Below are 7486 nucleotides of genomic sequence, written 5' to 3'. Positions count from 1 at the left end.
CCCCGGATGGAGCCTGGGAGTTCGCCACCCTCGGCGTCCGCCCCACCGCACGCGATGCCGATGCTGGCACCGAGCGTCAGCGCCTGCCCGCCGAGCACCAGCGGCTCGCCCAGCACGGCGAGCACCCGGGCGGCGAGCGCCTCGGCGTGGGCCGTGTCCGTGCAGCGCGGGCGCAGCACCACGAACTCGTCGCCGCCGAGGCGTGCCGCGAGGTCGTCAGGGTGCAGCAGGGTGCGCAGCCGCGCGGCGACCTCGATGAGCACGCCGTCGCCGATGGAGTGCCCCGCCGAGTCGTTGATGTGCTTGAAGTCGTCCAGGTCGCAGAAGAGCACCACGACCGTGGCGCCGTCGTCGGTCAGCGTGCGCAGCGCCAGGTCGATCCGGTCCCGCAGCAGGGTGCGGTTGGCCAGACCGGTCAGGGCGTCCGCCAGCGCCTGGGCAGTGAGCCGCTCCTCGGCCTCGTGCCGCCCGGTGACGTCGACCACCTGGCCCGCGAACAGCCCGTCGCCGGCCTCCGCCGACATCGGCGACAGCGAGACCTCGACCCGGCGCACCGCGTCGTCCGACCGCACCGTCAGCTCGCCGTGCCAGCCGGTCGTCGTGCCGTGGGTCATCGCGGCCACCTGCGCGGCGACGACGGCCCGGTCGCCGGCCTCGAGCAGGTCGGTCCACGAGCTGCCCTTGAGCTCTGCCACCCCGCGGCCCAGCAGCCGGGCCGCCACGTCGTTGAGCTCGACGACGTCGAGCCCCCCGCCGTGGCGGCGGAGCACCAGCATGCCGAGCAGCGCGTCGCTGAACCCCTGGCGGAACAGCCGCTCGGAGGCCGCGATCCGCTCGAGGGCCTCGCGGCGCTGGGCGACCGAGACCGCGAGGGGCAGCACGATGAGCGCCCCGACCACGAGGTACGCCTCGATGAACGAGACGGTGATCCCCTCCCACGGCCCGAGGTGCTCGGCGAACGGGCCGCCACCGGCGCGGGTGAGGAACGTCACCGCGAAGCCGACCGCGATGAGCTGGGCCGCCACCGTGCGCACGGGAAGCCGTACCGCGCCCCAGACCATCAGCGGCAGCGGCAGGAAGGTCATCGGCAGCGCACGACCCGGCCAGAAGACGACGAGCACGGCCGCGAACAGGGCGATCCACTGCGCCGCCACCTCCGTGCGCGACGCCCGGGAGCGCCCGGCGGGCAGCACCATGCCGAAGGGCACGAGCAGGAGGATCGATGCGCCGTGGCTCGCGACGACCGTGCGGGCCACGTCGAGGGGCGCGGTGCTCCCGGCCGCGAGCGCGGTGAGCCCCGCGCCGGTCGCCATGACGGCGACTCCGGCCAGGGTGGCCACGACGAACCGGCCGAAGTCGTCGAGCGTCGTCAGCCGCGGCTCGGCCGGTGCGCCGCGCCGCCGCACGAGGATCCACGCGACGGTCAGTGCCTCGAGGGTGTTGCTCAGGCCGAAGCCCGCTGCCGGCCCCAGGTCGCGGCCCGCGACGACGTTGGCCGCCGTCGTCGCGAGGAAGACCGTCGCCACGACGACGGCCCACCGCCGGTGCGGCGCCCAGGCCAGGGCGAGCACGGAGATCGAGGCCGCCGGCCACCATGCGGCGACCCCGTTGCCCGGCGGGACCCACTCGATCGACGACGTCGCGACGAGGAAGACGGCAGCGGCGAGCAGCGCGATCCCCACGGGACCGTAGGCACGGTCCCGCCAACGGACCGCGGCGCCCGGCCGACCGTCTGCGCGCATCGTCCTCCGTCCATGGGCGAGAATGCCCGCATGCTCCAGCCCTACCGCGAGGTCCTGTCGCGCCCCGGCGCCCTGGCCTTCTCCGCGGCGGGGGCGCTGGCTCGCCTGCCGATGTCGATGGTCGGGATCGGTATCGTCCTGATGGTCTCAGACCTGTATGGGTCCTACGGCCTCGCCGGGCAGATCTCCGCCGTCTACGTCGTCACCCATGCGGTCTGCTCGCCGGTGCTCGCGCGGCTCGTCGACCGCCACGGTCAGGCCCGCATCATGCGGCCGGCGGTCGGTGTCTCGGTGCTCGGCCTCATCGGCCTGGTGGGCGTCGCCCTGGCGCACGGGTCCCCGTGGCTGCTCGCGGGGGCTGCGGTCGTCACCGGCGCGAGCCTGGGCTCCATCGGGGCCCTGGTCCGCGCGCGCTGGTCGCACGTGCTGCACGACGCGCGCTCGCTGCACACGGCGTACTCCCTGGAGTCCGCGCTCGACGAGCTCGTCTTCGTCATCGGGCCCGTCCTGGCCACCGTGCTGGCCACGTCCGTGCAGCCGACGGCCAGCCTGCTGGTACCCATCGTCGCGGTCCTGGTGGGCGGGCTCGCGTTCCTCGCGCAGCGCGGCACCGAGCCGCCGGCCAGCCGGCGCCCCGCGGGCCACGGCGCCCGGCTCTCCCGCTCGGCCCCGATGCTCGTGCTCGCGGGCGTCTTCGTCTTCATGGGCGCGATCTTCGGTGCCACCGACGTCTCGACCGTCGCGTTCGCCGAGGAGCAGGGGTCCAAGGGTGCCGCCGGCGTCGTGCTGGGGGTGTTCGCCGCCGGCTCGCTGCTCGCCGGGCTGGGGTACGGCACGCGGCACTGGGTCAGCCCGCTGTGGCGGCGGTTCGCCATCGGGATGGTGGCGCTCGCCGTCGGGGTGTCGCTGTTCTTCGTCGTGGACAACCTCTGGACGCTCGCCGTCGTCATGTTCGTCACCGGCTTCTCCATCGCGCCGACGCTCATCAACGGCAACGGCCTGGTGCAGGAGCTGGTCCCGCGCGAGCAGCTGACCGAGGGTCTGACCTGGGTGGGCACCGCGCTGGGCTTCGGGGTGTCGATCGGCTCCTCGCTCGCGGGGGGCCTCATCGACGCCCAGGGCTCGCACGGCGGTTTCCTCGTCGTCGTCGCCTCGGCCGTCGCCGCCGTGGTCGCGACCCTCGCCTCGCTGCGCGTGCTGCGCGCCACCGGCGGGACCGCCTGAGGCCCCACCCGGGTCGCCCGGTCCCGCCCCGGTGGTGCGTGTCACCGCCGGGTGGTGCCATGGAGGCGTGGCGACCGCGACCCCCGCGTCGCCGGACGGAGGCGACGATGATCCACGACGGCACCTGGCCGGCAGGCACCCCGATGTGGGCTGACGTCATGGTCCCCGACCGCACCGCTGCCCGCGCCTTCTACACCGGCCTCTTCGGCTGGGAGCTCACCCCGGAGCTCGGCCCCGAGATGGGTCACTACGCGATGGCGCACCGCGGCGGTCGGCTCATCGCCGGGATGACCGAGGGTGGCGGGCCACCCGCCTGGACCACGTACCTCGGCACCGCGGACGCCGACGCGAGCGTCGCGCGGGCCGAGGCGGCCGGCGGCACCGTGCTGGTGCCACCGATGGAGATCCCCGGCTCGGGCCGGATGGTGCTGCTCGCCGACCCGACCGGCGCGACCGTCGGCCTGTGGGAGTCCGCCGGGCACGCCGGTGCCGGCCTCGTCAACGAACCCGGCACGATGATCTGGAACGAGCTGTGCAGCGACGACCTGCCCGCGGCCCGGGCGTTCTACGGGCACGTGTTCGGCTACGGGTTCGAGGACATGTCCGACGAGGGGTTCCACTACGCCACGTTCGACCTCGGCGACGGCAGGGCCGTGGGCGGCCTCGGCGGCCGGGGCACCCTGCACACCGGCGAGGCCCCGCACTGGCTGACGTACCTCGCCACGGCCGACACCGATGCGTCGGCGGCGCGCGTGGTCGAGCTGGGCGGCACGGTGCTCGGCGAGCCCCACGACAGCCCGTACGGCCGGATGGCCACGGTGGCCGGGCCGGCCGGCGAGCGGTTCGCCCTCATGTCGACGACGGAGCCGGTCAGCCCGCTCGAGGTCTGAGGGGCGGCGCGCGGGCCCGGCCCTCAGAGCGACGACGCGCCGAAGACCGTGCCCAGCCCGTAGGTGACGGCGGCGGCGCCCGCGCCGATGGCGAGCTGGCGCAGCGCGCGGCGCAGCGGCGGACCGCCGGAGATGAGGCCGACGACGGCACCGGTGAGCATGAGTGCCAGCCCGACGGCGGCCATGGCGACGACGAGCGCCGTCGTGCCCTGCAGGCCCAGCAGGTAGGGCAGCACGGGGATCGCCGCGCCCGAGGCGAAGAAGCTGAAGCTCGACAGGGCGGCACCCACGTCCGTGCCGACGGCCTCGTGGTCGTCGACGACGATGTCGGCGTGGAACGCCCGGCTGTCGGGGCCGAGCAGGGCGATGTCCTCGAGCACCTCGTCGGCCCGGCGTTGGGCCTCGTCCGGGTCCATCCCCCGTGCGCGGTAGACGAGCGTCAGCTCGTTGGCTGCGACGTCGAGGTGGGGCAGCGCGTGCGCGGCGGACGGGCTCGGCGAGGTCGCCGCGAGCAGCTCGCGCTGGGAGCGCACCGAGATGAACTCGCCGGCGCCCATCGACAGCGCCCCGGCGAGCAGCCCGGCCAGCCCGGTGAGCAGCACGGTCGCCTGGGACACGCCGGCGGCGGCGACCCCGATGACGAGCGCGAGGTTCGAGACGAGCCCGTCGTTGGCCCCGAAGACGGCGGCCCGGAAGGTCCCGGAGAGCTGGAGCCGGCCGCGCGTGGCCAGCGCCCGGACCACCTCCTCGTGGATCCGCTCGTCCGCGACCATCGTCGGGGTCGCGTCGACGTCGACCTCGTAGCGGGCACGCGCCTCGGCGCGCTGGGCCAGGGCGAGCACGAACACCGAGCCGAAGTGCCGCGCCAGCCAGGCGAGCCCGCGGAACCGGATGTCGCCGCGCCGGGGCGCACCCACCTGATCCCCCAGCAGCGCCTCCCAGTGGGCGGCGTGGCGCCCCTCGGCCTGGGCCAGAGCCAGCAGGATCTCGCGCTCCTCGCCCGTGCGGCGCGTGGCGAGGTCCCGGTAGACCGCGGCCTCGGCGCGCTCGTCCGCGAGGTGCCCTCGCCAGCGGCGCAGGTCCGCTGCGCTGGGCCCGGTCACGTGCGCGCCCCGACCGGGCGACGGCCGAGCGTCCCGCCGCGGAGGCGCTCGAGGAGTGCCAACGACCCGGCGTGCTGGTTGAACGTGTAGAGGTGCAGACCCGGCGCGCCGGCCGCGAGCACCTGCTGAGCCAGCTCCGCTCCCATCGCCGCACCGGCTGCGCGGCGGCGCGTCTCGTCGCCCTCCGCGTCGAGCCGGTCCAGGATCCACGACGGCACCACGACGCCGCTGATCTCCTGCAGCCGGCGCAGCCGCGCCGGGTCGTCGAGCGGGACGATCCCCGGCAGCAGCGGCAGGTGCACGCCCGCGGCCCGCGCCACGGCGAGGTAGCGGGTGTAGGTCTCGACCTCGAAGAACACCTGCGTGATCGCGTACTGCGCACCGGCGGCCTGCTTGGCCTTGAGCGCGAGGAGGTCGCCGGGGAGCCGCGCGCCCGGCACCTCGTGCGCCGGCCCGACGGCGGCCGGCGACGCCGCCGCCGCGATCCCCATGCCCGCGTCGATGTCGCGCAGCAGCGCGACGAGCTCCGCCGCCGTGCGCAGCCCCTGCGGGTGCGGGGTCCAGTCGGTCGCGCCGGCCGGCGGGTCGCCCCGCAGGGCGAGGAAGTCGCGCACACCGTCGGCGAGGAACTCCTCCGCGACCTGGCGCACCTCGTCCCGGGGCGAGCCGATGCAGGTCAGGTGCGCGACGGGGCGGATCTCGGTGTCCGTCAGCACGCGTCGGACGACGGCGCGCGAGGTCTCCCGCGACGAGCCGGACGCGCCGTAGGTGATGGACAGGAAGTCGGGCGCCGCCTGCGCGAGGTGCGGGATGGTGCGCCACAGCGCCTCCGTCGCGCCCGGCGTACGCGGCGGGTAGAGCTCGAAGGAGAGCGTGGGGCCCAGGGTGTCGACCGCCCGGAGGCGTGCAGCGACCCCGTCCGGTGCGGCGGGGGTGGTCGGCGTGGTCATCGCGCTCCATCGGCTCTGGCGTGAGCACCCGCTCCCTGTGCCCAGGGGGGTTGCTGCGGCGTCGTCGAGCCAGATCTCTCGGCCGCTCGTGATGGGACGGACCCAGTCTACGGCCTGCCGACCGGTGGCCCGGGGGGTCGACGGTCCCGACGGGTGGGACGCCACGTCTCGCCCAGCGGTCGTGGCGCCGCCGGTCCACAGGGGGCACCCAGGCCGACCACGTAGAGTCCTCCGGGTCCGCAACCGCGGACGCGCCGACCGTGGCCCACCGCGCCGCCGTCGGACGACCGTCGTCGAAGGACTCCGCCGTGCGTCGACCGGCTACCGCCGCCACCGCTGCTCTCGCCCTGCTCGCCACCCTCGCGCTCGCCGGGTGCTCGTCGTCGGACGGGGCCGAGGCGACCCCGTCGGCCTCCACGTCGGCCACCGACGGCGCGAGCACCGAGGCCTCCCCCGAGGACGTCGCCGCGCTGGCCGCCGTGACCGCCGAGGGCGACCTGGGTGCAGCGCCCACCCTGACCTTCGACCAGCCGTTCACCATCACCGGTCCGGTCGCCCGCCCCGACGTCGAAGGCACCGGGGACACCGTCGAGGCCGGCTCGCTCATCTCGTTCCACTACGTCGCGGTCTCCGGCGACGACGGCTCGGTGCTGCTCTCCACGTGGGACGAGAACACTCCGCAGACGCTCAGCCTTGCCGACGGCCAGATCTTCCCGGAGCTCACCGACGCGATCCTGGGCCAGCAGGTCGGCGCGCGCGTGCTGTTCGCCGTGCCCGGGACGGCGGCCGTCGAGGCCACCGACACGACGGCGGCCGTCGAGGCCACACCCGCGACGCTCATGGCCCTGGAGATCCTCGGGATCTCGCCGACCCGCGCCGAGGGCGACGCCGTCGCGCCGGTCGACGGGCTGCCGCTGGTCACCCTGGCCGAGAACGGCGAGCCGTCCATCGAGATCCCGGCCGGGACCGTCGAGCCCACCGAGCTCGTGGTCCAGCCGCTCATCACGGGCGCCGGTGCGGTGGTCGAGGCCGGCCAGCTCCTCACGGTGCAGTACTCCGGGTGGACCTTCGACGGCACCCAGTTCGACTCCTCGTGGGTCAACGGCGCGCCGTTCCAGACGCTGATCGGCTCCGGCGCCGTCATCGACGGGTGGGACCAGGGCATCGTGGGCCAGACGGTCGGCTCGCAGGTGCTGCTCGTCATCCCGTCGGCCCTGGCCTACGGCGGCACCGAGAGCGAGCTCGCGGACTCGACGCTGATCTTCGTCGTGGACATCCTCTCCGCCGACTGACCGCGACCCCCCGCGGGAAGGGTCCGGACCACGGCGCCCGACGCCCGGATCCGGCCCCTTCCCGCGTCGGGTCGCGTCGTTCCGCGGAGCTCGGTGCGCAGGGGCGGGCGTCTGCGGGTTGCCGTGGGTAGCCTCGGCGGGGTGATCACCCTGGTGCTGGCGGGCCGCGTCCCGCCGGGCGGCCGCGCGGCGCTCGAGGGCTTCCTCACGGAGGCGACACCGTTCTACGAGGCGCCGGGCGGGATCCGGGTGCGGCTGCTGTGGGAGCGCGCCGAGCCGGACAGC

At 75.3% G+C, this 7486-nt stretch carries 6 protein-coding genes and 1 riboswitch; of the genes, 3 read left to right on the top strand and 3 right to left on the bottom strand.

What is annotated here, in order from left to right; translation table 11 throughout:
- Window positions 1-1742, bottom strand: a 1742-nt coding sequence (locus PKY62_RS11250) for a diguanylate cyclase domain-containing protein (protein ID WP_324536991.1), incomplete at its 3' end; no start/stop codon positions are given.
- Between the two features lie 30 nt (window positions 1743-1772).
- Between PKY62_RS11250 and PKY62_RS11245 the strand changes: the two genes are divergently transcribed.
- Together PKY62_RS11245 and PKY62_RS11240 are read left to right on the top strand one after the other, a co-directional pair.
- Complete coding sequence (locus tag PKY62_RS11245) at window positions 1773-2966, top strand: MFS transporter (RefSeq protein ID WP_324536988.1); 1194 nt, start codon at window positions 1773-1775, stop codon at window positions 2964-2966.
- Window positions 2967-3073: 107 nt separating this feature from the next.
- On the top strand, window positions 3074-3856 hold the full coding sequence (locus PKY62_RS11240) for a VOC family protein (RefSeq protein ID WP_324536986.1): 783 nt from the start codon (window positions 3074-3076) through the stop codon (window positions 3854-3856).
- A gap of 23 nt (window positions 3857-3879) precedes the next feature.
- Here the strand turns inward: PKY62_RS11240 and PKY62_RS11235 are convergent, their stop codons facing one another.
- Both PKY62_RS11235 and PKY62_RS11230 read right to left on the bottom strand, forming a co-directional pair.
- Window positions 3880-4959, bottom strand: coding sequence for a VIT1/CCC1 transporter family protein (locus PKY62_RS11235; RefSeq protein ID WP_324536985.1), 1080 nt, complete (start codon window positions 4957-4959; stop codon window positions 3880-3882).
- Window positions 4956-5909: a methylenetetrahydrofolate reductase gene (locus tag PKY62_RS11230; protein ID WP_324536983.1), complete on the bottom strand. Its 954-nt coding sequence runs from the start codon at window positions 5907-5909 to the stop codon at window positions 4956-4958. Before PKY62_RS11230 ends, PKY62_RS11235 begins: the two co-directional genes overlap by 4 nt.
- Window positions 5910-5912: 3 nt before the next feature.
- Window positions 5913-6007: riboswitch (SAM riboswitch) on the bottom strand.
- A 210-nt stretch (window positions 6008-6217) separates the two neighbouring features.
- Here PKY62_RS11230 and PKY62_RS11225 point away from each other — a divergent pair.
- On the top strand, window positions 6218-7201 hold the full coding sequence (locus PKY62_RS11225; protein ID WP_324536981.1) for an FKBP-type peptidyl-prolyl cis-trans isomerase: 984 nt from the start codon (window positions 6218-6220) through the stop codon (window positions 7199-7201).
- Window positions 7202-7486 lie beyond the last annotated feature (285 nt).

It is taken from the genome of Actinotalea sp., assembly GCF_035443605.1.
Classification (GTDB): Bacteria; Actinomycetota; Actinomycetes; order Actinomycetales; family Cellulomonadaceae; genus Actinotalea.
The sequence above is the reverse complement of the archived record's forward strand: the minus strand, read 5'-3'. Positions and strand labels throughout refer to the sequence as shown.

What these genes read in the sequence shown, in the direction of transcription:
- PKY62_RS11230 (WP_324536983.1), bottom strand. Translation starts at nt 5,909, where the DNA reads ATGACCACGCCGACCACCCCCGCCGCACCGGACGGGGTCGCTGCACGC.
- PKY62_RS11245 (WP_324536988.1), top strand. Translation starts at nt 1,773, where the DNA reads ATGCTCCAGCCCTACCGCGAGGTCCTGTCGCGCCCCGGCGCCCTGGCC.
- PKY62_RS11240 (WP_324536986.1), top strand. Translation starts at nt 3,074, where the DNA reads ATGATCCACGACGGCACCTGGCCGGCAGGCACCCCGATGTGGGCTGAC.